The organism is Candidatus Tumulicola sp., from assembly GCA_035601835.1.
Lineage (GTDB): Bacteria > Vulcanimicrobiota > Vulcanimicrobiia > Eremiobacterales > Eremiobacteraceae > DATNNM01.
Genome location: DATNNM010000011.1, coordinates 496,716 through 520,028 on the forward strand (window position 1 = coordinate 496,716; position 23,313 = coordinate 520,028).

Below are 23,313 nucleotides of genomic sequence, written 5' to 3' on the forward strand. Positions count from 1 at the left end.
TTAGCCCCGGAAGGGGAGGGAGCCGAGCCTGGGAAGCGAAGCCTCACCTCGAAATCGTTCGCAAAGCCAAGACTTTGCGACCACCTCTCGCATGCCTGAGGAAAGGACCTCTATGCGGATGAGCGTCTCTCGTTTTCTCGCGCTAGGTGCGGCGTTGCTGGCCGGGGCAACTTTGGGAGCCTGTTCCAGCAGCGGCACACCCATCGCGCCCACCGGCAACAACAACCAGATCAACTCATTCCCTGGCGCCCCCGTGCGCTTTATCCAAGGCTCACCGAACCTGCACCTCGGCATCACCAACGCCGATTTCCGTGTCGACGGCCAACTCGTGGTAACGCTCAACTATGCGCAAGCAACACAGTTTATTCTGAGCATACCGGCCGGGTCGCACACGGTCACGCTCTACGATCACGCCAATCCCACGAATCCGCTGTTCACCGGAACAACCGTCACGCTGAGCCCCAACACGAAGTATGCGATCGTCGCGGGAGGCGATGCCGGCGCGACTCTAACGAACCAAAAACCGCAGATCTTCCTGTTCGCCGAACCGCACTACAACACACCGTCCGGTTCTGCTGCGATGAGTTTCTTCAACGCCTCGCCTAAGGCCCAAGCGGTCGGCGTCTCGTACAATTGCGTCACCGGTGGACCAAGTTGCCTAAACGGCATCGGCAGCCCAGCCGTCGGCGGCTCGTCGACCAACAACATCCTGTTCCATTCAATCAATGACGGCTGGTGTTTCGGAGCATACCACCCAACCGGCGGCGTTGTGCTTGTCACCGGCGGGGGATTCCCCAATGCAACCACTTCCGACCCGAGGAACGCGCAATGCCCCGTCAATGCTGTATTCCTCATCGGGACCACCACCGCGCCATTCAATAACTTCGACATGTTCCTGATCGACGCAGTCGGGGTCGTAACTGCCGCACCAACCGGTCCCTCGAGATATATCGTTCTTGACGGGCAGCAGAACGGGTAGCTCTACAGTCGTTAGCAAACTCGCGGCGCCGAACTCGGCGCCGCTTTCTTTTTTTATGCCAACTCGCGCACGTCGCGGCGCAGCCACGCCCCAAGGGCGACCACGGCGACGATGACGCCGCCCACCAAGAAGGTCGCGGAGAGCGACGATAAGCTCGCCGCAAATCCCAGCACGTATGCCCCCAGCGGCATCAGGCCAAGAAAAATCATGGTGTAGATAGACATGACGCGCCCGCGCATGTCCGGCGGCGTGTACGTCTGCAGCAGCGTGTTGGCCATGCCCAAGAACAACATCGAGGCGACGCCGAGACCAGCGAGCGCTGCGGAGACTCCCCAAAACGTCTGTGCAAGGCCCAAGAACGCCAGCACGATGCCCGAAGCGGCCGCGCTTGCCAAAAAGATCACGCCGCGATCGCGCCGCACGCCGATGAGCGCCGTGATGATGGACCCCGCCAGGGCGCCGACGCCGGCAAACGCCATGAGTTCGCCGAGAATGCGCGCGTCGGCGTGGAGCACGCTCTTCGCGAGGGCAGGCAGAAGCGTGATGTACGGCCGCGCGACGATCGACAGAACCGCGGACACGATGATGACCCCGAGCACGGCTGCATTGCTGCGCATGTAGTCAAAACCAGCGAGCATGTCGCTCCACAGGCCGGGGCGGTTGTCCATCGGCGTCGCCGGTTTGGGCTTCATCGCGAGCACCGCGGCCAGCACCGCCACATACGAGGCGGCATTGATGAAGAAGCACACGGCAAAGCCGACGCTCGCGACCAGGAGGCCGCCCAGGACCGGTCCGATGATGAAGGGCGCGTTGAAGGCCGCGGAGTTGAGGCCGATGGCGTTCATGAGCTCGCGGCGGCCGACCAGCACCGAAACGAGCGACTGCCGGGTCGGCGCCTCAAAGGCGGCCGCGGCTGATGATATCGCGGCGAGCAGCATCACGTGCCAGATCTGGATGACGTGCAGCGCCACGAGAACGCCCAGGAGCAGTGTCGCGAGCGCCATGACGAATTGGCTCGCGGCGAGCAGCCTGCGGCGGTCGACCCGGTCGATGATCGCGCCGGCGAAGCCGGAAAGCGCGAGCACGGGCACCGCGCGCACGAAGCCCACCAAGCCGAGATAGAACGGCGCTACAGCCGGTGAGGGGGAAAGTTCGACCACGAGCCAGCCCTGGGCGAGCAGGGCCATCCACGTGCCCGTATTGGAGACCAAAAGCCCGAACCATAGCAATCGGAACTCGCGATAGGCGAGGGCGCCAAATCGCGCGCGGGCGTGTGGAGACGGGAGGTCGAGGTGGGGTTCGGGGCTGTCTGCGATATCGGAGACGATGACGGGCACGAAGGGCTGGGTTCGATTCTCCGGGGCTAAAGCCCCGGCACTACAGACACGAAAAGCCCCGGCACTACAAAACGCCTGGGCCTAAAATCAGTTACGACCGGGCCGTGAGGCCCGGTCGTTACTGTCTGGCCGATGGCGCTGTTGCCGCGTTTTCGAACTGACCATTGTACACTGCCAGCTCGCTTACGAAGGCATTACTGGGACGCGATCCCCAGGTCCATCACTTGACGTGAGTCAAGTCCCCAACGGCAGGGGTACCATTTCCGAAACGCTCGGCTCTCTACGCTTGCAACCGTAGCATCCGTTGTTGCTTCGCTGTTTCGGCACCGCGGTCGGTGTATGGGCATCATACTGTGCGCGCGCTAGCAATACAAGCGGAACGACTGTTCGTTTTTGAAATAAATTGTGGATAAGTTGTGTCAGGCTTCGATCAGCGCCTCAGCAACGATGCCGAGCGCAAACTCAAGTTGTTCTTTTTCGATCACCAACGGTGGCGTGAACGACAAGACATTATTAGCAGGACCACCTGCAAGCAGCACCACGCCGCGACGCAAAGCGCCTGCAACGGTTTGCGCTGCGATCTTGCTCGCCGGCTCGCCGGCTTCATCCACGCACTCGAGTCCCCACATGAGGCCCTTGCCGCGGACGTCGCCGATCCGTCCACCGGCACGATCGCGGATCGCGTTCAACATGGCGCCAAGCGGTTTTTCCAACGCTGCCGCGCGTTCGACCAGTTTGTGCTCGCGTAACTCTTGGATGCTTGCCAACGCGGCGGCGCAGCCCGTTGGGTGCCCTAGGAAGGTGCTCGTGTGGATCGCCTCGCCGGTACATTCCGGCCACCGGTCCATCACCTCGGCCTTACCGATGCAGGCGGAGATCGGGAAGCCGGACGACATGCCCTTGCCCACGCAGATGAGGTCCGGCACCACGCCGGCGTGGTCGCACGCAAACCAGCGGCCCGTGCGGCCGAAGCCGGTGAAGATCTCGTCGGCGATGAGCAGTAAGCGGCGCCGGTCGCATAACTCGCGCAGGTCGGCGAGCCAACCCAACGGCGCCGGCACTTCGCCGCCGCGCCCCTGGATCGGCTCGACGATCACAGCGCCGATCTCGCCGCCGCCTTCGGCATCCAGCACCTCTTCGACAAAGCTGAGGCAGGCGGTTTCGCATTCCGGGTAGGTGAGGTTGAGCGGGCAGCGATAGCAATACGCGTACGGCACGCGCCGCGCAAACGAACCGAGTTGTTTGACGAAAGGCTCGCGGAAGTGGTCGCGATCGGTGAGCGCGAGGGCGCCGTAGGTCAGGCCGTGGTACGCGCCGGTGAAGCTGATGACGCCCGGCTTGCCCGTGGCGATGGCCGCCGTTTTTATCGCCGACTCCACCGCTTCGGCTCCTGAAGAAGCGAGAATGACGCGCTTGGAGCCTTTGCCGGGCGTCACCTCGCATAGCGCTTCCGCCAACAGCACTTTGCCTTCGGTGGGATGCACGTCGCCCATACCGTGCAACAGTCTGCCCGCTTGATGCGCGAGCGCCTCGACGACGCGAGGATTGCTGTGCCCGGCGGCGGCGACCCCGAAAGCTCCGCTCAGATCGACATAGACGTTGCCGTCGACGTCCACGAGATTCGCGCCGGTGCCGCGCTCGAAGAAGACCGGGAAATCGTCGCTGACGTAGGTGACGTCACGGCACTCGCATTCACGCAGGCGCTTGGCCAGTTCGCGGCTGCGCGGGCCGGGCGGCTCGACCACGACGTGGGCCAAGTCCTTGCCGGTGAGTTCTTTCACGCGCCCTCCGCTTCGCAAAAATCTTGGACTGTTGGGCGATAGCCGAATGGCGGCCGCTGCATTTCTCCAAGCTCGCAATGACGCCTCGCCGGCGAAGCTTCGAGCGCCGAACGCTCTTCGGGCGCCAGCCCGCCCGCCGTTCCGATCGTCTCCAATGGCCGGCCAAATGCGGCGAGGTGTCGCTGCATAGTCCCGGCATCCGCGCATGGCTTGACGACGACGACCCGGCCGAAGCCCGCGCACCGGGGCGCGCCGTCGGGTTCAACGACGACGACGAACTCAGGGACGCCGCTCTTGGCCGGTCCTGTGAGGAGCGTGCTCAGGCCGTGTGGCACCGCATCGAGCGCGGTCACCGCGCAGCGCCGGAGAAAGCTAGCGATCAGCGCGGGCTCAGCCTCTTCCAGCGCGGCGCGCGGCAATGCGCGCCCCTCGCGCTCGAGTGCCGCCGCCAGCGCGCGCGCGAACAACGTGGCCCTACCGGCGTCGCCGCGCACGTAGACGGTTTGCGGCGACATGCAACCGCGCTGATCGAAGAGGCAGACGTCGCGGGCCGCGGCCGCGGCCGCCTCGTTCAGCTCCGCTCCGGCGTTCACATATCCGACGCTATACGAATCGCCATAAGGAACAAAATGTGGTATGCCAGACTTTAGTCTGGCTTTGATGCGAGAGCGGAGAGCATCGAGCGTTTCATCGCTGCCGAACGCGATGACGCGCTCGACCTGATCCAGTGCCTCGGCCTCCGGCTCTGTTTCGCCGCCGCGCCAATGTTGCGCGGAAACCGCTCCGGCCACGCCATCCAGTTGCGCCGAGACGATGGGCGCAAGATGCCGTTCGTCGCTTGCCGCCTTGAGGATGACCGGTGAGCCGGCCAGCGCGGCGCAGAACGCCGACGACACCGCCGGCCCGATGATATTTCCGGGCAAGATCACGAGGGTTGAAACCGGTCGCCCGGAGAGCGCCTGCGTCATCGCGCGAGCCGTTGCTTCGTCAAGATCGAATAACACGTTGTCCAGTGCGCGCTCCACAACCGGCGCCGGCCATCGGCCGCCGGCAAGCGCGCTGCGCGCCTGCGCACGCACCGGAGATGACGGATCGCGCCACTCCGCCGCGCACTCGGCGATGCGGCGGACGGGAAGGTCGAGGCTATCGGCGACCGGCATGCTATCGGGCGCCATGCTCGAGCAGCGCATCGATCGCAATACTACAGCCCTTCGGCGGCGCTCCTGCGAAGCGCCCGATGAGCTCAAAGCCGCCCGACACGATGCGCGCAACGTCGGCCGTCAAGACCGCAGCGACCGAGCCGCGGTTGCTCAAATCGAAGACTTGAAGCAGTCCTTGGCGGCCCTCCCGAACCGGCTTGCCGGTGACGGGATCCACGACCGCGATGCGAGTCCAATGCGGGCCGATCTTGGTGCCGACGCGCGCTTCGCGCTCCGCGAAGTAATCGGCCAGGTTCGCATCATACCATTGACTACCCAATTCGCACATGCCATATTCGGAAACGCAAAACACGCGCGGTATGCCCAAGATATCGGAAAACCAGCGATAGAGGCGCTCGCCCGACACCTCGCGAGAGCGGCCCTTGAAACCGCCCGTTTCGACCACGCGGCTGCCGCGTGGCAGCTTGACGCGCAATCCCTCCTTCTCGCAGCGCTCGAAGAAATGCACGAAAGCGAATGCCGTGCCGATCACGGCGACGGGCTCGGCGACCGTTCGAAGCATGCCGGCGGCGGACTCAAAGTCCAGCTTGTCGTCGCGGATCAAGAAAGCATCGCGCTTGGTCCCCAGCGTTTGACTGAGCTTCGACAACATGTATGAAAGCGAAGACTGTGGAGCTTGCGCAAACGATGGCGCCAGGAATAGCATTTGTATGGAGGTCTTGTCGGGCATGACGCATGCTCGAAAATGAGCGAGCAGCGACGCATCGTACAGCGCGGTGGAAGTGAGTTCATGGCGGGATCGGGCACCCTGCGCCCCGGTTGTTCCGCTGGACAAGAATGTGACCTGCGTGTGCTCCGCGGGGAAGCACGCCAACCGCGTTAGACCGAATGCGGACGTCGGAATCGCGGGGACGTCGAGCCACCCGTGCACCGACTCGGGCGTTTGGCCGAACCGGTCGCAGTAGAGCCGGTAGCCCGGATTGCACGCGTACTGGTGTGCAAACAGCTCGAGGGCCAAACGCTGGAACGACACATTGTTGGCGCTCGGTAGCTCGATGAAGTAGCGTATCCTCTTGTCAAGCTCGTCGGCATTCGAGACGGAGATGTCCACGCTTTCGCAGTTCTACATCACCGGGGCTAAAGCCCCGGCGACAACAAGGTCCGGCAGTACACTGGGTAAGAAGCTGGCTAAATGAACCTCAAGATCGGGCAGACGTCGCAGTCAGAATATGTCGCTTCTGCGGAACGGCTGGCGGATCGATATGGCAATGCCGGTGTTCCGGTTCTGGCGACGCCGCACTTGGTGGCGCTCGCCGAGAGCGAATGCGTGCGCTGCGTGGCAGACGCGCTCGCGCCCGGAACGTCGACGGTCGGCATCCGGCTGGACGTGCGCCACCTCGCAGCCACGCCCGAGGCCATGCGCTTCACGATGCGCGCGGAGTTGGCCGAGATCGATCGGCGCAGGCTGGTTTTCAAAGTCGAAGCGCACGACGAAGTCGAGAAGATCTTCGAAGGCGTTCACGAGCGTTTCATCGTCGAGACCGGACCGTTTCTGGTCAAGACGAGCGCCAAGAAGGCAGCGGCGAAGCGGTGATCGTCGAGCATATCCCGGTCGGACTCTTAGCGTGCAACTGTATCGTGCTCGGCGATGAGAAGACCGGCAAAGCGATCGTCATCGATCCCGGCGATGATATCGACAAGATCGAGGCGCTCCTCTCCAAGCACGGGCTGACGGTGACGGCCATCCTCGCGACGCACGCACACATCGACCATGTTGGTGGACTCGCGCTGCTCAAAGAGCGCACTGGGGCCCCGGCGTTGATCCACGAAGCCGATGTCCCCCTGTACGAAGCGCTTGCAGCGCAAGCGGAATGGCTGGGCGTACCCGCGCCGCCCGTCGGCGAGATCGACAAGAACCTCGTTGACGGAGGATCGATCGACTTCGGGCGCCTGCGAGTCGACGTGCGCCACACACCCGGACACACGCCGGGCAGCGTTTCGCTCGTATTGCCGCAGGACAAGCCCGTGGTCTTTTCCGGCGACACGCTTTTTGCCGGCAGCATCGGCCGAACCGACTTGTGGGGCGGCAATTTCGACGACATCATGCGTTCCATACGCGGCACGTTGATGGCGCTGCCGGACGAAGCGTTGGTAGTGCCGGGGCACGGACCAGAGACGACGATCGGCGCCGAACGGCGCACCAACCCGTTCATCACAAAGTAAAGGTGATTCATGTCTGAAAACATCGGCAACAAATTGCCGCCGCCGCTGCGCTTCGACCTTGGGGAAAAAGCCACCGGCGAGATCTGTCGAGCCGTTCTCTTGATCACGGTGGACGCCGACGGCGCGCCGCGCGTCGCGGTGCTGTCGCCCGGCGAGGTCAAGGCGCTCGACGAACGACGCCTCGGGATCGAGGTCCACGGGCAAACGACGACCGCCAAGAACCTTGGTCGCGGCAGCAGCGCGCTGGTCTGGTGCGTGCTCGACGCCGCGGCCTACTCGATGCGCGGCACGCCATCACCCGCGATTCAGTCCGCGCAGGGATTCGCGGCGTTCGAGATCACGCTGAACGATGTCTTGAAAGATTTTCAGGCCGGCTCACCGATGGTGGCCGGCCCGACGTACAAGAACCTAGGCTCGGGCCGGGGCTAAAGCCCCGGCACTGCAACCACGACCGGATCATCGGCCTATGTCTGGATCGTCGAAGCGTCGGGAACGCAATCGGTGGTGACCCCGGGAAGACCGGTTGCGTTTGCAGTCCCCATGAACATGTTGGTCTGTCCGGTGCCGCCGAGCGCGGTGATTGGGACGTTGACGGTGACTGTACCGCCCGAACCGCTCACTGTCGCCTCGCCGGTACCCACTCTGCCGGGAAGACTAAAAATCTGGAAGTTGCCGTCCGCAAGACGTGGGAACGATGCGCCACCGTCGACTCCGTGGTCGAAGCCGGTGCCGTAGCTGAAACCGCCGCAATTTCCGCTGACGCCGGTCGAGCTGTTCTGATCGGCGTCGACTAGGAAGAAAAGTCCGAGCAGCGTTCCGCTCGAGCCTATGTTGCTGCCGGGCGGTGGCAACGATGCAAACGCATTGGTCTGCATGAACGTCAGTGTGATCGCGATGTTGGTGTAGCTAGCGCTGCCGGCCGGACCCGTCCGGCTCGTCTGGACGCTTAGAACATCCCATGTGGTACCCGAGGCGGCGGGCTCGGTGTCGCTCGCGGGCACATTGAAAGTCGTGACGACCGGCGGCGGTGGCTGAGGCCCGAAAGGCAGGCCGCTATAACTCGATGCCGTGCATGCGGCCATCGCGGCTGCAAACGCCGCGGCGCCAAGAAGCAAAACGTGACGCATGATCATGCCTCCTGAATTTGGGCAAGCATTGATTCATCAAGACGGGCTCCCAAACCATCTTTGGCGTCGCCCGCCCATAAGCAAAACGGACCTAAAGGTCCGTTGCTACGTATGAGGCCCGTTGCTCCGTTAGGCGGCGCCGGCGCGGGCAGCAGCGCGCAGTGAACGCGCATCGTCCAGTCGCGAGACCACGGGCACCAGGCGGGTGATGCCCGCGACTTCAAACAGCCGCCGCACCGTCGGGTTCGCGCACACGACCGCGACGTAGGCCCCGACCGCGCCAAGTTTTCGCAACGCGGCGATCAGCGCCCCAAAGCCCACGGAATCGGCGGTTTCAACGCCGGACATGTCGATCGTGCAGTCGCGCAAACCGGATTCGAGGACGCGTCCGATGGATCTGGACAAACGCTTCGCGCACGAAGCGTCCAGCCGCGGGCCGATGACGATCGTATCGGTGATGGGAGATCTGCGCCTCGTCGCGACGAGCGCGCCCTTGGTCTTCATGTCGAACTCACTAACTGCCCGCACTGGTTATGCCTTTTCCGGGGCTAAAGCCCCGGCACTACATTTATGTTGTGAAAAGGGTACGTCACGGTGAGCCTGGTGGCTCAATGGGAGTATACGCCTAAACTATATGGCTCAATACTGAGAAAGTTACATGGAACGCGTGAAACTCTCATTAAACCATTGCGACTAATGGCACAGACGCGGAAACCTTAAAAAATGCTGAAAGAGGGGAAGAAACCCGGGGCTAAAGTCCCGGCACTACATTATTTACGATTACATCTTGGAGAAGGCTTCGGCGGCGGTGGTCGGCGCTTTGGCCTTGCGATAGTTGTCGATCGTCACTTTGAGCGCCTCGAGCACGCGGACCGGATAGTCCTTTTTGCGCTCGGGGAAGCCGTCGAGGAACGACTCGATTTCTGCAGGCGTGATCGCTTCCGCTTCGTCCACGGTCTTGTTCTTGGCGAGCGTCGTGAGAATCGCGCAAGTGGCGACGCCGAAACCGCAGCCGGTCGTGAAATACGAAATGTCCTCGATCCTATCGCCCTCGCCGACCTTGAGATAGAACGTGTACATGTCGCCGCACGAGTCCGAGAAATACTCGCCCGTAGCGCTCGGGTTTTCCATGGTGGCAAACCCGTGTCGCTTCTCGACGAGCTCTTGAAACTTGGGGAAATCCATCTAGGTGCCTCCAGCTTTGGAAGGGATGATGAACTCGCAGACGTCGTCGCCTCGTGCGATCGAGGTTCGCTGCGTCGGCGTGGTGGGCAATACCTCTTGCATCAGCGTGTGAACGACGCCGCAAACCTGCGGGTGCGCTACGGCGGTATCCTTGAACGGGCAGTTGTGCTCGCGCAGGACAAACCCGTCCTGCGTGCGTTCGAAGTCGGCGAGCACGCCTTGCTCTTGGAGGATCTTGGTCAGCTCGGCTACTCGCTGTTCATCGCCCTTGCCCTCGAAGCGCGACGCATATTTGCGCGCGGAGCGCTTGCCAAGGTTGCGGAACAGCGCAGAAACGCGTTCCTCGCCTTCTTCGGCGCGCAACTCGTTCAACACAGCGTTGAGCAGAACGCCGTAACGCTGTGGGAAGAGGCGCTCTCCCTCACCGGTGAGCGAAAACAGGAGGCTGGGCTTTGTCGGACCACGGCGTGCGCTCGTCTCGAGAACCAGCCCGTCGCGTTCCAGGCGCGCCAAGTGCTGCCGGATCGCGTTCGCGGTAAGACCGAGCTCTTCGGCGAGCTCGGAAGCCGTCCGCGGACCATGTCGTTTTAGCGACTGGGTGACGCGACCGCGGGTCGTTTGAAAAAAACTTGCTTCTCGCATGATTGATTGCCGGGTCCCCAGCGGAGGGTTCCCTGCGAGTTAAGTATAAAGCAATCGCACAAGATTTTCAACCATTATCTTGACTATCTTTGCCCGTTGGCCTACAATATTAACTGAGAAGGTACGCATGCCAGACATCATCCTTGAAGTACGCGATTTGCACGTTTCCGTGGGCGACAACGAGATCATCCGCGGGATTGACCTTTCGGTCGAGCGCGGCTCGGTGCACGCCCTGATGGGCCCCAACGGCTCCGGCAAAAGCACTCTGTCGCTGGTCCTGATGGGGCACCCCAAGTACGTGGTCACCAAAGGCGACATCTTCTTCGAAGGCAAGAGCGTGCTCGGCATGAAGCCCAACGAGCGCTCGCTTGCCGGCATGTTCCTCGCTTTCCAATACCCGTCCGCCGTGCCGGGCGTGAGCGTCGCCAATTTCATGCGCAACACGCTCATGGCGCGAGCCAAGGGCAATGCCCCGCTGACGCCGGCCAAATTCAAAGGGCTGCTCGACTCAGCGTCCGACAAGCTCAAGATCGAGCGCTCAGTGTTGGGCCGCTACGTCAACGACGGTTTTTCGGGCGGCGAGAAGAAGCGGCTCGAAATGCTCCAAATGCTGGTGCTCAACCCGACGCTCGCAATCTTAGACGAAACCGATTCGGGGTTGGACATCGATGCGCTGCGCATCATCGCAGAAGGCATCGAGGCACAGCGTTCGCCGGAGCGCTCCATCCTGCTGATCACACACTACCAGCGCATCTTGAACTACGTGAAGCCCGACGTCGTGCACGTGCTCGTCAAGGGCAAGATCGTCAAGCAAGGCGGGCCGGAGCTGGCGCACGAGCTCGAAGCGCAGGGCTACGATCCGCTCATCAAAGAGTTAGTGGAGGCCTAAGATATAACCATGGCCCTCAAACAAGAACAACTCGTCGACAAAGATTATAAGTACGGTTTCCGCGATCAAACCGAGAGCTACGCTTTCAAAGCGCGCAAAGGCATCGATCACGACATCGTCGAGCAGATCTCGCAGATGAAAAAAGAGCCGCAATGGATGCACGACTTCCGCCACAAATCGCTCGACATCTTCCTCTCCAAGCCGATGCCGCCGTGGGCCAATCTCGAGCTGCTCGGCCAGATCAATTTCGACGACATCTACTATTACATGCGCGCCTCCGACGTCGAGGGCAAGACGTGGGAAGAGGTGCCCGAGGACATCAAGCGCACGTTCGACCGGCTCGGCATCCCGGAAGCGGAGCGCAAGTTCTTGGGCGGGGTCACCGCGCAGTACGATTCTGAAGTCGTCTATCACAGCATTCGCAAGGACCTCGAGGCCAAGGGCGTGCTGTTCTCCGACATGGACACCGGTCTGCGCGAGCACGAGGATATCGTGCGCGAGCATTTCGCCACGGTGATCCCGCCGGCGGACAACAAATTCTCCGCGCTCAATTCGGCGGCGTGGTCGGGCGGCTCGTTCATCTGGGTACCGCCGGGCGTCCGCGTGGATATTCCGCTGCAGGCCTACTTCCGCATCAACGCCGAGAGCATGGGCCAGTTCGAACGCACGCTGATCATCGCCGAGCCGGGCTCGTTCGTGCACTACATCGAGGGATGTACCGCCCCGACGTACTCGAGCAACTCGCTGCACTCAGCCGTGGTGGAACTCATCGCCAAAGAAGGCGCGCATATCCGCTACACCACGATCCAGAACTGGTACAAGAACATCTATAATCTCGTGACCAAGCGCGCGATCGCGCACAAGAACTCGCACGTCGAGTGGGTCGACGGCAACATCGGCTCGCGCCTGACCATGAAGTATCCGTCGGTGTACATGGTGGGCGAAGGCGCGCGCGGCGAGGTGTTGTCGGTGGCGTACGCCAGTGAGGGCATGCATCAGGATGCCGGCGCGAAGATGATCCATGCCGCGCCGAACACGACCTCGATCATCACGAGCAAATCGGTGAGCAAGGGCGGCGGGCGCACCACCTATCGCGGCTTGGTCAAAGTGTACGAAGGCTGCGACGGCGTGAAATCCAACGTGCGCTGCGACGCGCTGCTCATGGATCCGGAATCTCGCTCCGACACCTACCCGACCATGGAGATCGACGCCAAGAACGTGCGCATCGAGCACGAGGCGACCGTCTCGAAGGTCGGCGAAGAGCAGCTCTTCTACGTGATGAGCCGTGGCCTGACCGAGGTAGAGGCGACCACGATGATCGTCAACGGCTTCTTCGAGCCGTTCGTCAAGGAGCTGCCCATGGAATACGCGGTGGAGCTCAACCGGCTCATCGCGATGGAGATGGAAGGCTCCGTCGGGTAAACCTTGACCGAAACGCTGATCAAGAACGCAGTCGACGCCGAAATCATCAAAACGATTTCGGCGTCTGAGCCTGCGTGGCTGCGCGAACTGCGCCTGGGCGCGTTCGAGCGCTACGCGAGCCTGCCCACGCCCACGGATCGAACCCCAGGTTGGCGCCGCTTAAAGTTGGACGGGATCTCCTTCGACCCGCCGGCGCCGGCGCCGTCCAGCCCGTCCTGGGAAATCGGCAGCGAGAACGAAAGGAAAGGCGTATTCCTCGGCCACCTGAGCGCGTGCGCCAAGTTGGAGGCATTTGAACCACTCATCCGCGAGGAACTGACGCGCCGCACTCCAGCAAGTTCCTTGGAGAAATTCTCATCGCTGGTGCAGTGCGCTTGGCGGATCGGGTGTTTCGTTTACGTGCCCGACGGAGTTGAGGCGACGGAACCCATCCGTCTAGGCTACTTCGACTACGGTCCGTACCCGCGCACACTCATCATCCTGGGCAAGAACGCGCGTCTTACGTTGACGGAGCAGTTCGCCAAGGGTTACGATTTTACGGCTGGACTTACGACATTGGTTCTCGGAGATGGCGCACACCTCACGTACGCGCATGTTCAAGAATGTGAACACAGCGCCGTCGTCTTCTCGCACCAGCATGCGCGCATCGGGCGCGACGCCAAATTGGTGACGCTCAACTTCGGCCTCGGCGGCCGGCTGGCGAAAAGCGACGTCGAGGTCGAGCTGCTCGGCCGCGGCGCGCACAGCGATATGCTGGGGCTCATCTTCGCTGAAGGCTCGCAGCAATTCGACTACCATACGCTACAGGGCCACCGCTCGCCCGACACGCGCAGCGATCTGCTGTTCAAGGCCGCGTTGGACGACGAATCGCATTCGGTCTACACGGGCGTGATCATCATCGAAAAAGGCGCGCAGCGCAGCGATGCCTATCAGGCGAATCGCAACCTGTTGCTCGGCGCGAACGCGCGCGCAGACACCGAGCCCAAACTCGAGATTGAGGCAGACGACGTGCGCTGTACGCATGGCGCAACGGTCGGCCCCATCGACGAAGAACAGCTCTTCTACCTCCAGAGCCGCGGCCTCGACGAGGATTCGGCATCGCGGCTCGTCGTGGACGGATTCTTCCAGGACGTGCTCGACCGCGTGGGCGATCCGCGCGTGACCGATCCGCTGCGCGAGAAGGTCTGGCCGCACCTCGGACGTCTTGGAGCGCACTAGTCCGATGCCGGTGTTGGTGGAAGTCGCGCGCGTCAGCGACGTGCCGGTGGGCAAAGTCAAGACGGTTGAAGCCGGTGGAAAACGTTTTGCGCTGTGCAATTACGACGGCACGTTCTACGCGATCGACGACGAGTGCACGCACGATCGCGGTCCGCTGGACCAGGGCGAACTCATCGGCCAAGAGATCGAATGTCCGCGCCATGGCGCTCGCTTTGACGTGATCACCGGTCGTGCCACGCGCCTGCCGGCCATCCGGCCCGTGAAATCCTATCCTGTCACCGTCACAGACGGCAAAATCTGCATCGAGGTGCCTGAAGCACCGTGAGCACGTTGATCAAACCCACCGGAGCGAGCCTGAGCGAGGCCGAGGTCGCTCGCATCCGCGCCGATTTCCCGATCCTCAAAGAACGTCCGCACGGCAAGCCTTTGGTTTTCCTCGACAGCGCGGCATCTTCGCAGAAGCCCATTCAAGTCATCGAGGCGATGGACGACTACTACCGGCGCTATCACGCCAACATCCATCGCGGCGTCTACCATATCAGCGAATTGGCCACCGAGGCGTACGAAGAGGCGCGCGCCGCCGTAGCGCGGTTCATCAACGCACCGCGCGCGAGCGAATGCATCTACGTCCGCAACGCGACCGAGGCCCTTAATCTCGTCGCGTATTCGTGGGGCCGCTCGAACGTCGGACCGAAAGACGCCATCGTGGTGACGGAGATGGAGCACCACTCCAATCTCGTGCCGTGGCAGGTGCTCGCGCAGCAGACGGGGGCGCAACTGCGTTTCGTGCGGGTCACCGACGACGGACTGCTTGATCTGACCAACCTCGACGCGCTGCTCGACGGCGCCAAGATCTTCGCGTTCACGGCCGTCAGCAATACGTTGGGCACGATCAACCCGACGAAGCGACTTGCCGCCCGCGCGCGCGCGGCGGGAGCCGTCAGCGTCGTTGACGCGTGCCAAGCCGTGCCGCGCATGCCGGTCGACGTGCAGGACTGGGGCGCCGACTTCATCGCGTTCTCGTCGCACAAGATGCTGGGCCCTACCGGCGTGGGCATCCTATGGGGCCAGCAAGCGCTGCTGGATTCGATGCCGCCATTTTTGACCGGCGGCGGCATGATCGGCATCGTGCGGCTCGAGCGCTCTACCTACGCCGATGTGCCCGCGCGCTTCGAGGCCGGCACGCCAGCCATCGCCGAGGCGGTGGGCTTGGGCGCTGCCGTGCGCTATCTCGAGGCGATCGGCATGGATCGCGTCCATCGCTACGAACTGGAGCTGGCTTCGTACGCGATGCGGCGCCTGCGCGAGACGTCGCACGTCACGATCTACGGGCCCGGGATGGAGCATCGCACCGGCGTCATCTCGATCACGGTCGGCGACATCCACGCGCACGATCTCGCCAGCATTCTCGATAGCGAAGGGGTCTGCGTGCGCGCAGGGCACCACTGCAACCAGCCGCTGATGGAGAAGCTCGGCGTGCCGGCGACCGCCCGCGCCTCGTTCTACCTTTACAACACGCCGGGCGAGGTCGATGCGCTGATCGCGGCGATCGAAAAGGCGAAGAAGATCTTCAAGCTAACATAGGCCTTCTATGACCGATCCAACCTTCACCGGGATGGACGAGCTCTACCGCGACTTCATCCTCGATCACTATCGCAATCCGCGCAACGCCGGCACGCTGGAGCATCCCGACGCGTCGTTCGAGGACATCAACCCGCTGTGCGGCGACAAGATCCGCATGGACGTGGCGGTGCGCGACGGCGTGGTCACCGATGTCAAGTTCAGGGGCCGCGGCTGCGCGATCTCGCAGGCCTCCGCGTCGCTGCTCACCGAGGAGATCAAGGGCAAAACGCTCGCCGACATCGAGAAGATCGGGAAGGACGAAGTGCTGGCCAACGTCGGCATCAACATCTCCGCCGCGCGCCTGAAGTGCGCGCTGCTGGGCCTCAAGGTGCTCAAACAGGCGCTGGCGCTCAAGTACGAACCATCAGAAGAAGAAAAAGCCTACCCCGACGGCCAACGCTCCTGAAACGCACGGGCCTCTAGCCGCCGTTGCGTTTTTTCCAATACAACGCAGCTGCCACGCCCGGCAGCGCGCCGATCGCCCACCCCGCCAACACGTCTTGCTGCCAATGCAGCAAGCAGAAGATGCGTGCGACGCCGACGGCGAGCGCCGCGAAAATGGCGAGCACGGCCCATGGCTCATTCACGAACGCGAGAAACGCCGCGACATAGGCCGTCGCCGCGGAATGATCCGACGGAAAACTGTTGTCGGCCGGGTCGTGCGCTACGAGCGGCGTGACGCCGAGGACGACGAATGGCCGCAGCTCATGGTAGGACCAGCCTGCAACAAGGTCGAGGGCCAAGCCGACTGCCGCGCCCACCGCGAAGGGCACGAGCAAGCCCCATTGCGAACGGCGGCGCCACGCCGCCCCGGCGAACGCGACGACGGTGAGCAGGACACCTCCTTGCGCGAGCGCCACCGCCACCACCGCTAGAGCATGATCGCCCCACAGCGAGTGAAACCACAATGTCGTCGACATGGCGCGCACCCTTTTTAAGTATTTCGCTTGGGACCTGCCAGGATTTGACGGTGAAGGACGTCGTAAGAAGGGCGGGCATGCCTGTCCATCCGATTCACCATCTGTCGATCGGCACCGATGCCTTCAAGGTCGCCAAAAAATTCTACGGCGCGTTGCTGCCCGCGCTTGGTTTCGACATCGTTTTTGAGAAGCCCGACTCGTTCGGCTATCAGCGCGAAGGCTTTGAGATCATCCTGGTCAAGGGCAGTAGCGTCAAAGAAGATCTGTGGGACGGCGAGCGCCGCGTCGGCTTCGACCACCTCGCGCTCAATGCTGATTCGCGCGCGAAAGTCGACGAGTGCGCGAAGCTCTTGGACGAACTCGGGGGCGACATCGACGAGCCGCCGGCCGTCGATCCAGAACACGGCGACGACTATTACGCCTTGTGGGCGCGCGATCCGAGCGGCCTGCGCATCGAGGTCGTCTACCAAGGGCCCTAAGCAACCTAAGAAGAGTAACCACCTAGACATAAATCTAGTCCCGGGCCAAAATCCACAAGGAAACCTGCCCGCAGGTGGCGTCAATAGTTTACTATGTCCACTTTCAACCGATTAAGAACCTTGGGCCCGGCCGCTGTGCTGGCCGCGGCGGTTGCGATCTCGACACTCGGCGCCTTCGGCTGCGCGCCGCGGCAGGGCGGCCCGCCGGGCGGCGGCGCCGGCGGTTTTGCGATGCCGGTGGCTGCCGCTCCGATCAAACGCGGCTCCATCGCCGAGTATTTCCAAGTCACGGGCGAAGTGATGCCGCTGCAAGCGGCCTCGCTGTCCTCGGTGGTGTCCGGCGCGGTCGTCTCGGTCGGCGCGCAGATCGGCCAGCGCGTCCACAAAGGCGACCTTCTGGTGCAGATCGACGCCAGCACGCTGCGGGCGCAACAGGCGCAAGCGGCGGCCAACCTGTCGGAGGTGAGCGCCAACACCCAAGGCGGCTCCACTACGGCGCAGGCCAATCTCGCATCCGCAAAGGTGGCGGACGATACCGCGCAAGCTAACCTGCGCCGCAACGAAACGCTGTTCCACCAAGGCTACGTCGCAAAAACGACGCTCGAGCAGGCAGCGGAACAAGCAGCGGCGGCGGACGCCGCGTATCACGCCGCCTTGGTGACGGCGCAAAACGCCAGTCTTCGCAAGGGGAACAGCGCGGCGACGGCCGCCGTGCAAAACGCGGAGGCCGCGCTGGGCGCCATCAGCGCGCAGATCGCGCAGAGCGAAGTCCGGGCCCCGTTTGACGGCGTGGTGACGGCGCGCAACGTCGACCCAGGCTCGCTTGCGACGCCCGGCACAGTGTTGATGGAAGTCGTGCAAATGGACCACTGCTATGTCGACGTCGGCATTTCGGGATCCAACTTAGGGACCGTGCACGTCGGCACGCCGGCGAACGTGACCATCTCGGGGATAGCGAACCGCACCTGGCATGGCACCGTCGCGTACCTCAACCTCGCGGCAGCTCCGGGATCGTTGATCTATCGCGCGCGGATCCCGCTCGCCAATCCCGATCTTACGTTGCGCTCGGGCATGATCGCCACTGCAGCGTTCAAAAGCGCCGGCAAGACCGGCGTGCTGCTGGCGCCTCGCGCGGCAGTGTTCCAAACCGACACCGGCTACTCGATGTTCGTGATCGACGGCGGCAAAGCCAAGCCGCTGCAGGTTGAGGTCGGTCTTCAGAACGACCAGCAGGTCGAAGTCACCGGCCCCGGCCTCAAGCCCGGCGTGCAAGCCATTCTGAACCACTCGGTGCTGCTCCAGCCGGGCATGCCGGTCCAATCGATGTCGGCAAAGGGCGGCAAAGGGTACTGATGCAGTTCTTCATCTCGCGGCCGATCTTCGCGGCCGTCTGTTCTGCAGTCATCTTGCTGGCGGGCGCCATCGTGGCCCCGACGCTGCCGGTCTCGCATTACCCATCTATCGCGCCGCCGCAAGTCACGGTGCAATCCGAATACATCGGCGCGAACGCGGAAGCGGTGGAATCGTCGGTGACCAACCCCCTCGAGCAGCAGATCAACGGCGTCGAAGGTCTGCGCTACATAACGTCCACCAGTTCCGACGACGGTTCCAGTTCGATCGTCGCTACGTTCGATCTGGGACGCGACCCGAATCTCGCCGCGCAAGACGTGCAGAACCGCGTCAACGTGGCGCAAGGCGTGCTGCCGGCGCAGGTCAAGCAGACCGGCATCACCGTCAACAAGAATTCGACGTCGTTCGTGATGGCCTACGCGCTGACGTCAGACGATCCGAAATACGATCCGCTGTTCTTGAGCAACTACGCGGATCGCTACATCACGCAGGCGGTCAACCGCGTGAAGGGGGTCGGCGCCGTCATCATCTTCGGCGAGCGCAAATACGCGATGCGACTGTGGCTCGATCCGCAAAAGTTGCAGGCGTTCGGCCTGACGCCGGCCGACATCGTTTCCGCTTTGCAGCAGCAGAATGTCCAAGTCGCGGCGGGTCAGATCGGGCAGGCACCTGCGCCTCCAGGCCAGCTATACCAGTACAACGTGCGCGTGGCCGGCCGATTGTCGACGCCGGCCGAGTTCTCGAGCATCATCGTCAAGTCGGGGCCGAATTATCTCGTGCGTCTCTCCGACGTCGGCCGTGTGGACCTCGGCGCGGAGCAGTACGCGTCCAATCTCACCTTCAACGGCAAGCCGGCCGTCGGAATGGGCGTGCTGCAGCTCCAGGACGCTAATTCACTCTCGGTCTCGCAAGGCGTTCGCGCTGTCATGCAGGAGGTCTCGAAACAATTCCCGCCGGGCGTGCACTACCGCCTTGCTTTCGATTCTTCCATGTTCGTGGACGAGTCGATCAAAGAGCTGATCAAGACCTTGGCGATCGCGATCGCCCTGGTCGTGCTCATCATCTTCCTTTTCTTGCAAGACTGGCGCAGCACGCTTATCCCGGCGATCACCATTCCGGTGTCGCTGGTCGGCACGTTCTTGCTGCTGAAGGCATTCGGTTTCTCGATCAACGTCTTGACGCTCTTCGGGTTGACGCTGGCGACGACGCTCGTCGTAGACGACGCCATCGTGGTCATCGAGAACATCGTCCGCTACATGAGCGAGCACAAACTGGATTCAAAAACGGCGGCGCCTTTGGCGATGGCCGAGATCGCGAGCGCCGTCGTGGCGACGTCATTGGTGCTGCTCGCGGTGTTCATCCCGGTCGCGTTCTTCCCAGGCACTACAGGTGTGCTGTACAAACAATTCGCGCTGACCATCGCTTCGACGATCTCGATTTCGGCGTTCACGGCCTTGACGCTCACTCCGGCGCTCTCCGCGCTTTTCCTGGGCGGCGAACCACCCAAGCATGGCCGCCTGATGCGGGCGATCGGCCGGGGCATCCAAGGCATAAGGGACGGCTACCGCGGGCTGCTGCCGTGGGTGCTGCAACATCGCGCCATCGTGCTCATCGTTTTCGTGGCATTGCTCGGCGGAACGGTGCTCGTCCTCAATCTCGTGCCGTCCGCGTTCGTGCCCGATGAAGATCAGGGCTATTTCATCTGCGTCGCTCAGGCACCGCCCGGTTCGTCGCTTGAATACACGACCAATATCATGAACCAGGCGGTGGGTATCGTGCGCAGCGAGCCTGACGTCGTCGATATCGCAAGCGTGGCCGGCTTCGGATTCACCGGCAGCAGTCCGAACAACGGCATCATGTTCGTGCTGTTGAAGCCCTGGGCGGAGCGACGCGGTTCCGGCCAATCGGCGCAGGCGATCGAGGCGCGCCTGTCCGGCAAGTTCTTCGGCATCACCGGCGCCTCGGTGTTCGCCTTCAACCCGCCGTCGATCCAAGGCGTCGGCAATTTCGGCGGTTTCGACTTCGAAGTGGAAGATCAGGCCAACCTCGGCTTGCCGGCGCTGGCGGCGACCGCCGGAACCATGGAGTACCGGACCAATACCGATCCGATGCTGCGCTCGGTGTTCACGACGTTCCGTAACGACAGTCCGCAAATCCAACTGAACATCGACCGCAACGCGGTGCAGGCGCTGCACATCAACCTGAGCGATGTGTTCGACACGCTGCAGATCATGCTCGGTTCCGACTACGTGAACGACTTTAATTATCGCAACAAGTCATATCGGGTGTACGTCCAAGCCGACGCGCCGTTCCGCTCGCGCGTCGAGGATCTGGCGAACATGTACGTGCGCAACAAAGACGGGAGCATGATCCCGCTGAGCGCGTTCATGACGTTCCAGCGAACGCTCGGGTCGCCGCAGATCTACCACTACAATCTGTTCCGCTCGATCGAATTCAACGGCTCCCCGGCGCCCGGAGCTTCTTCGGGCCAGGCGATCAGCGAAATGCAGAAGATCGCCAAGCAGGTCCTACCCGCAGGCATGAGCTACGAGTGGACCGGCGTCTCGCTGGATCAGATCGAAGCCGGTGCCGTCACTGTGATCATCTTCGGTCTCGCGGTCGTCTTCGTCTTCCTCGTCTTGGCCGCGCAGTTCGAGAGTCTTGTGGATCCGTTGATCATCATCATGGCGGTGCCGTTGTCCATTCTCGGGGCGTTGGGCGGCATATGGCTGCGAGGCTTGCAAAACGACATCTTCGTCCAGATCGGGCTCGTGATGCTGATCGGGCTTTCGAGCAAGAACGCGATTTTGATCGTGCAATTCGGCAACATCTTGCGCCGTCAAGGCATGCCGATCGCGCAAGCCGCGCTGCAAGCCGCGCGCACGCGGTTGCGGCCCATCCTGATGACGTCGTTCGCGTTCGTGTTCGGCTTGATGCCGCTCGTGTTCGCGTCCGGCGCCGGCGAGGCGAGTCGCCACTCGCTGGGCACGGCCGTGGTGGGCGGCATGTTCGTGTCGACCCTCCTGAACCTGCTCGTGATCCCGCTGCTATACATGATCATCGCCGGTTGGGAAGAGCGCTGGCGCGGGCGCGGCGAGCCGGCGTCCAGCTCCGCCGCCGCCGACTAAAGAACAGAAGCCCTGGCGGCGTGGCGGGTGCGGCGGCGATTGTCTTCGTGCAGCTGACGCTTGCGCAAGCGAATGGACTGCGGCGTCACTTCCACCAACTCGTCGTCTTCGATGAACTCGAGCGCGCGCTCGAGGGTCATCAGCTCCGGCGGCGACAGATTGGGCGCGTCGTCAGAACCTGAGGCGCGCATGTTGGTGAGTTTCTTGGCTTTGCACACGTTGACCGTGATGTCGTCTTCGGACTTGGTTCGCCCCACGACCATGCCTTCGTAGACCGTCGTCTGAGGCCCGACGAAGAAGGTGCCTCGCGACTGCAGGTTGTCGAGCGCGTAGGCCGTGACGGTTCCCGTCTCGGCGCTCACCAAAGCACCGACCCCGCGATGCGGGATCTCACCCGCGAGCGGCTGATGGTCGTAGTACGTGTGATTGACCACTGCGGTCCCGCGCGTGAGGGTCATGAGTTCGCTGCGCAAACCGAACAGGGCGCGCGTCGGCAGCGTATACTCGAGCCGCTGCTGCGAGGTGAAGCGCAACATATTGAGCAGGTGAGCGCGGCGTTTGCCGAGCGCCTCGATGACCGAGCCCGCGTGTTCTTCCGCTACGTCGACCACCAAATACTCCACCGGCTCCATGCGTTTGCCGTCGCGCTCTATGATGACCACCTGCGGCTTGGAGACCGCGAGTTCGTAGCCTTCGCGCCGCATCGTTTCGATGAGCACCGACAGATGCAGCTCGCCGCGGCCTGAAACCGCAAACGTGTCGGGCGAGGCCGTCGGAGCCACGCGCAGCGCGACGTTGCTCTCCAACTCGCGCTCGAGCCTGTCCTTGAGATGGCGGCTGGTCAGATACTTGCCCTCGCGCCCGGCGAACGGGCTCGTATTGACCAGAAAATCCACCGCAACGGTCGGCTCGTCCACCAATACGGCGTCCACCGCTTCGGCGTGTTCGGCGTCGGTCAGCGTGTCGGCGATATTCACGCCTTCCGCGCCGGAGAGCGCGATGATGTCACCGGCTCGCGCCTCTGCGAGCTCGTTGCGTTGCAAGCCGACGAACTCCAAGATCTTGGTCACGCGATGCGGCGTGCGTTCGTCGCCGCGGATGCGCAAGATCGCGTCGCCCGGACGCACGATGCCGCGAAACACTCGGCCGATCGCGATGCGCCCCACGTACTCGTTGTGATCGATGTTGGACACGAGCATCTGGAACGGGCCCTCATCGTCGCCCGGCGGCTCGGGGACGTGCTCGATGATCGCGTCCATCAGCGGGCGCAAAGTGGTGCCCGGCACCGCGAGGTCCGTGCTCGCCGTCCCGGCACGAGCGTTTGCATAGATCACAGGAAAATCGAGCTGGTGGTCGGCGCAGCCGATGTCGATGAACAAGGCCAACACCTCATCCAGCACTTCCTTCGGCCGGGCATCTTTGCGGTCGATCTTGTTGATGACGGTTATCACCGGCAGATCTTGTTCGAGGGCTTTGCGCAAGACGAAGCGTGTCCCCGGGAGCGGTCCCTCCGCGGCGTCCACGAGCAGCAGTATGCCATTGACCATCTGCAGAACCCGCTCGACTTCGCCGCCGAAATCGGCATGACCCGGGGTATCTACGATGTTGATCTTGATGTCGCCCCAAAGGATGCCGGTGTTCTTGGCGAGGATCGTGATGCCGCGCTCGCGCTCGATGGGATTGACGTCCATGACGCGCTCGCCGGCCTGCGACGGATCGCGGAAAATGCCCGCTTGGCGCAGCATGCCGTCGACGAGCGTCGTCTTGCCGTGATCCACATGGGCGACAATCGCGATATTGCGAACGTTGGGACGAGTGTGCACGATTCTCAATACGGCCGATAACGGAAA

The 23,313-nt window shown here is 62.7% G+C and carries 23 protein-coding genes; 13 read left to right on the forward strand and 10 right to left on the reverse strand.

Features of this window, described 5'->3' with window-relative positions:
• Positions 1-112: 112 nt before the first annotated feature.
• A complete protein-coding gene (locus VN934_07205; GenBank protein ID HXM18586.1) occupies positions 113-979 on the forward strand; it encodes a DUF4397 domain-containing protein in 867 nt (288 codons plus the stop codon).
• Between the two features lie 53 nt (positions 980-1,032).
• On the opposite strand, the gene VN934_07210 is transcribed toward VN934_07205, so the two are convergent.
• The 4 genes from VN934_07210 to VN934_07225 all read right to left on the reverse strand — a co-directional run bounded on the left by VN934_07210 (position 1,033) and on the right by VN934_07225 (position 6,368).
• Complete coding sequence (locus VN934_07210; GenBank protein ID HXM18587.1) at positions 1,033-2,316, reverse strand: MFS transporter; 1,284 nt, start codon at positions 2,314-2,316, stop codon at positions 1,033-1,035.
• Between the two features lie 419 nt (positions 2,317-2,735).
• Positions 2,736-4,097: an aspartate aminotransferase family protein gene (locus VN934_07215; GenBank protein ID HXM18588.1), complete on the reverse strand. Its 1,362-nt coding sequence runs from the start codon at positions 4,095-4,097 to the stop codon at positions 2,736-2,738.
• Positions 4,094-5,272: an acyl-CoA reductase gene (locus VN934_07220; GenBank protein ID HXM18589.1), complete on the reverse strand. Its 1,179-nt coding sequence runs from the start codon at positions 5,270-5,272 to the stop codon at positions 4,094-4,096. Before VN934_07220 ends, VN934_07215 begins: the two co-directional genes overlap by 4 nt.
• Positions 5,259-6,368 (reverse strand): hypothetical protein, encoded by a 1,110-nt coding sequence (locus VN934_07225; protein ID HXM18590.1) that lies wholly within the window; start codon positions 6,366-6,368, stop codon positions 5,259-5,261. Before VN934_07225 ends, VN934_07220 begins: the two co-directional genes overlap by 14 nt.
• Positions 6,369-6,449: 81 nt before the next feature.
• Between VN934_07225 and VN934_07230 the strand changes: the two genes are divergently transcribed.
• Genes VN934_07230 through VN934_07240 form a run of 3 tightly spaced genes read left to right on the forward strand, consistent with a single transcriptional unit; the run spans position 6,450 to position 7,909 of the window.
• Positions 6,450-6,851 carry a hotdog domain-containing protein gene (locus VN934_07230; protein HXM18591.1) on the forward strand — a complete coding sequence of 134 codons (402 nt, stop codon included), beginning with the start codon at positions 6,450-6,452 and terminating at the stop codon, positions 6,849-6,851.
• The gene (locus VN934_07235; protein ID HXM18592.1) at positions 6,848-7,480 is read left to right on the forward strand and encodes an MBL fold metallo-hydrolase; all 633 of its coding nucleotides are present in this window, start codon (positions 6,848-6,850) and stop codon (positions 7,478-7,480) included. The genes VN934_07230 and VN934_07235 overlap by 4 nt, the downstream gene beginning before the upstream one ends.
• Before the next feature lie 9 nt (positions 7,481-7,489).
• Positions 7,490-7,909 (forward strand): hypothetical protein, encoded by a 420-nt coding sequence (locus tag VN934_07240; protein ID HXM18593.1) that lies wholly within the window; start codon positions 7,490-7,492, stop codon positions 7,907-7,909.
• 35 nt (positions 7,910-7,944) lie between these two features.
• On the opposite strand, the gene VN934_07245 is transcribed toward VN934_07240, so the two are convergent.
• From VN934_07245 to VN934_07260, 4 genes are all read right to left on the reverse strand, one after another.
• The gene (locus VN934_07245; protein HXM18594.1) at positions 7,945-8,607 is read right to left on the reverse strand and encodes a hypothetical protein; all 663 of its coding nucleotides are present in this window, start codon (positions 8,605-8,607) and stop codon (positions 7,945-7,947) included.
• Positions 8,608-8,736: 129 nt separating this feature from the next.
• The gene (locus tag VN934_07250; GenBank protein ID HXM18595.1) at positions 8,737-9,135 is read right to left on the reverse strand and encodes an STAS domain-containing protein; all 399 of its coding nucleotides are present in this window, start codon (positions 9,133-9,135) and stop codon (positions 8,737-8,739) included.
• A gap of 252 nt (positions 9,136-9,387) precedes the next feature.
• On the reverse strand, positions 9,388-9,792 hold the full coding sequence (locus VN934_07255) for an iron-sulfur cluster assembly scaffold protein (GenBank protein HXM18596.1): 405 nt from the start codon (positions 9,790-9,792) through the stop codon (positions 9,388-9,390).
• Positions 9,793-10,434, reverse strand: coding sequence for a helix-turn-helix domain-containing protein (locus VN934_07260; GenBank protein ID HXM18597.1), 642 nt, complete (start codon positions 10,432-10,434; stop codon positions 9,793-9,795).
• Between the two features lie 127 nt (positions 10,435-10,561).
• Between VN934_07260 and sufC the strand changes: the two genes are divergently transcribed.
• The 6 genes from sufC to VN934_07290 are packed head-to-tail and all read left to right on the forward strand — an operon-like array spanning position 10,562 to position 15,992.
• Positions 10,562-11,323 (forward strand): Fe-S cluster assembly ATPase SufC, encoded by a 762-nt coding sequence (gene sufC, locus VN934_07265; protein ID HXM18598.1) that lies wholly within the window; start codon positions 10,562-10,564, stop codon positions 11,321-11,323.
• A 9-nt stretch (positions 11,324-11,332) separates the two neighbouring features.
• Entirely contained in the window at positions 11,333-12,745 is a 1,413-nt protein-coding gene (sufB, locus tag VN934_07270) for a Fe-S cluster assembly protein SufB (GenBank protein ID HXM18599.1), read from the forward strand.
• 3 nt (positions 12,746-12,748) lie between these two features.
• The gene (sufD, locus tag VN934_07275; GenBank protein HXM18600.1) at positions 12,749-13,963 is read left to right on the forward strand and encodes a Fe-S cluster assembly protein SufD; all 1,215 of its coding nucleotides are present in this window, start codon (positions 12,749-12,751) and stop codon (positions 13,961-13,963) included.
• A gap of 4 nt (positions 13,964-13,967) precedes the next feature.
• Positions 13,968-14,288, forward strand: coding sequence for a non-heme iron oxygenase ferredoxin subunit (locus VN934_07280; GenBank protein HXM18601.1), 321 nt, complete (start codon positions 13,968-13,970; stop codon positions 14,286-14,288).
• A gap of 29 nt (positions 14,289-14,317) precedes the next feature.
• Complete coding sequence (locus VN934_07285; GenBank protein HXM18602.1) at positions 14,318-15,547, forward strand: cysteine desulfurase; 1,230 nt, start codon at positions 14,318-14,320, stop codon at positions 15,545-15,547.
• A 7-nt stretch (positions 15,548-15,554) separates the two neighbouring features.
• Complete coding sequence (locus tag VN934_07290) at positions 15,555-15,992, forward strand: SUF system NifU family Fe-S cluster assembly protein (GenBank protein HXM18603.1); 438 nt, start codon at positions 15,555-15,557, stop codon at positions 15,990-15,992.
• 13 nt (positions 15,993-16,005) lie between these two features.
• On the opposite strand, the gene VN934_07295 is transcribed toward VN934_07290, so the two are convergent.
• A complete protein-coding gene (locus tag VN934_07295) occupies positions 16,006-16,506 on the reverse strand; it encodes a phosphatase PAP2 family protein (protein HXM18604.1) in 501 nt (166 codons plus the stop codon).
• Between the two features lie 77 nt (positions 16,507-16,583).
• On the opposite strand from VN934_07295, the gene VN934_07300 reads away from it, so the two are divergent.
• The 3 genes from VN934_07300 to VN934_07310 all read left to right on the forward strand — a co-directional run bounded on the left by VN934_07300 (position 16,584) and on the right by VN934_07310 (position 21,463).
• A complete protein-coding gene (locus VN934_07300; GenBank protein ID HXM18605.1) occupies positions 16,584-16,985 on the forward strand; it encodes a VOC family protein in 402 nt (133 codons plus the stop codon).
• A 120-nt stretch (positions 16,986-17,105) separates the two neighbouring features.
• Positions 17,106-18,338, forward strand: coding sequence for an efflux RND transporter periplasmic adaptor subunit (locus VN934_07305; protein ID HXM18606.1), 1,233 nt, complete (start codon positions 17,106-17,108; stop codon positions 18,336-18,338).
• On the forward strand, positions 18,338-21,463 hold the full coding sequence (locus tag VN934_07310) for a multidrug efflux RND transporter permease subunit (GenBank protein HXM18607.1): 3,126 nt from the start codon (positions 18,338-18,340) through the stop codon (positions 21,461-21,463). Before VN934_07305 ends, VN934_07310 begins: the two co-directional genes overlap by 1 nt.
• Here the strand turns inward: VN934_07310 and typA are convergent.
• Complete coding sequence (gene typA, locus VN934_07315) at positions 21,460-23,286, reverse strand: translational GTPase TypA (protein HXM18608.1); 1,827 nt, start codon at positions 23,284-23,286, stop codon at positions 21,460-21,462. The two genes, VN934_07310 and typA, sit on opposite strands and share 4 nt — an antisense overlap.
• Between the last annotated feature and the right edge of the window lie 27 nt (positions 23,287-23,313).

Excerpts from the sequence above, each read along its gene's own strand:
- VN934_07205 (HXM18586.1), top strand. The coding sequence starts at position 113 with ATGCGGATGAGCGTCTCTCGTTTTCTCGCGCTAGGTGCGGCGTTGCTG.
- VN934_07220 (HXM18589.1), bottom strand. The coding sequence starts at position 5,272 with ATGGCGCCCGATAGCATGCCGGTCGCCGATAGCCTCGACCTTCCCGTC.
- VN934_07230 (HXM18591.1), top strand. The coding sequence starts at position 6,450 with ATGAACCTCAAGATCGGGCAGACGTCGCAGTCAGAATATGTCGCTTCT.
- VN934_07240 (HXM18593.1), top strand. The coding sequence starts at position 7,490 with ATGTCTGAAAACATCGGCAACAAATTGCCGCCGCCGCTGCGCTTCGAC.
- VN934_07245 (HXM18594.1), bottom strand. The coding sequence starts at position 8,607 with ATGCGTCACGTTTTGCTTCTTGGCGCCGCGGCGTTTGCAGCCGCGATG.
- VN934_07255 (HXM18596.1), bottom strand. The coding sequence starts at position 9,792 with ATGGATTTCCCCAAGTTTCAAGAGCTCGTCGAGAAGCGACACGGGTTT.
- VN934_07260 (HXM18597.1), bottom strand. The coding sequence starts at position 10,434 with ATGCGAGAAGCAAGTTTTTTTCAAACGACCCGCGGTCGCGTCACCCAG.
- sufC (HXM18598.1), top strand. The coding sequence starts at position 10,562 with ATGCCAGACATCATCCTTGAAGTACGCGATTTGCACGTTTCCGTGGGC.
- sufB (HXM18599.1), top strand. The coding sequence starts at position 11,333 with ATGGCCCTCAAACAAGAACAACTCGTCGACAAAGATTATAAGTACGGT.
- VN934_07280 (HXM18601.1), top strand. The coding sequence starts at position 13,968 with ATGCCGGTGTTGGTGGAAGTCGCGCGCGTCAGCGACGTGCCGGTGGGC.
- VN934_07290 (HXM18603.1), top strand. The coding sequence starts at position 15,555 with ATGACCGATCCAACCTTCACCGGGATGGACGAGCTCTACCGCGACTTC.
- VN934_07295 (HXM18604.1), bottom strand. The coding sequence starts at position 16,506 with ATGTCGACGACATTGTGGTTTCACTCGCTGTGGGGCGATCATGCTCTA.
- VN934_07300 (HXM18605.1), top strand. The coding sequence starts at position 16,584 with ATGCCTGTCCATCCGATTCACCATCTGTCGATCGGCACCGATGCCTTC.
- VN934_07310 (HXM18607.1), top strand. The coding sequence starts at position 18,338 with ATGCAGTTCTTCATCTCGCGGCCGATCTTCGCGGCCGTCTGTTCTGCA.